The sequence below is a fragment of the Psychrobacter sp. 1Y4 genome (genome assembly GCF_051847555.1).
The window spans coordinates 1-680 of sequence record NZ_JBPYDE010000608.1 but is presented as its reverse complement, the minus strand read 5'-3'; the positions used below and the strand labels follow the sequence as shown (position 1 = coordinate 680).

General features: G+C 44.1%; 1 protein-coding gene. It reads left to right on the top strand.

Features of this window, described 5'->3' with window-relative positions; genetic code table 11:
• Window positions 1-301: 301 nt before the first annotated feature.
• On the top strand, window positions 302-680 hold a 379-nt coding region (locus ACS8FC_RS17865), incomplete at its 3' end, for a GNAT family N-acetyltransferase (RefSeq protein ID WP_439297779.1).

Here is a 680-nt window from a genome sequence, read left to right as displayed (position 1 = left end):
ACGTGTAAATCCAGGTTCATCGTCGCTTACATAGCGCAGATTGGCACGGCGTGCGAGACGCTCATAGTCATGGCGCACATCCTGCGTTGTCGACTGCTCGTTTGTTTTGCCCATAAAAACACTCTTCCAATAATTTTATGGTTTTAGCATAATCAACTGCGCTTATTTTTGCTGTTTGTTTGCCACGGACAAAGTGTAATCCTGTGTAAAATAAAGCAGTGATAAAAATAGGGACAAGGGTTCTAAGTGCTGCATTTTTGAGGCATAATTCAGCACTACTCACGACTTAAGTTTATAAAAAATGAACCATTCACCTGTGAAAATAAAGCCACTAACTCTCGCCGATCACGACCTTTGGGCGCACTTATGGCAAAACTATCTGACATTTTATGAGACCAGTTTGCCATCAAGCACGACGGATACAACGTGGCGCAATCTGCTTGATGATGACATCCCTGTTTATGGATTTGGGGCGTGGAGAGAGGATGTTTTGGTAGGCATTACCCATGTGGTACTGCATCCCAACACATGGAATACTAACGAGTGTTGTTACTTAGAAGATTTATACGTCGCGGATAATGTCCGTGGTCAAGGTGTGGGACGTACGTTGATTGAACATGTATACTCCTTTGCTAAGGATAAGGACTGCAACCGCGTCTACTGGACGCCACAAGACAGCA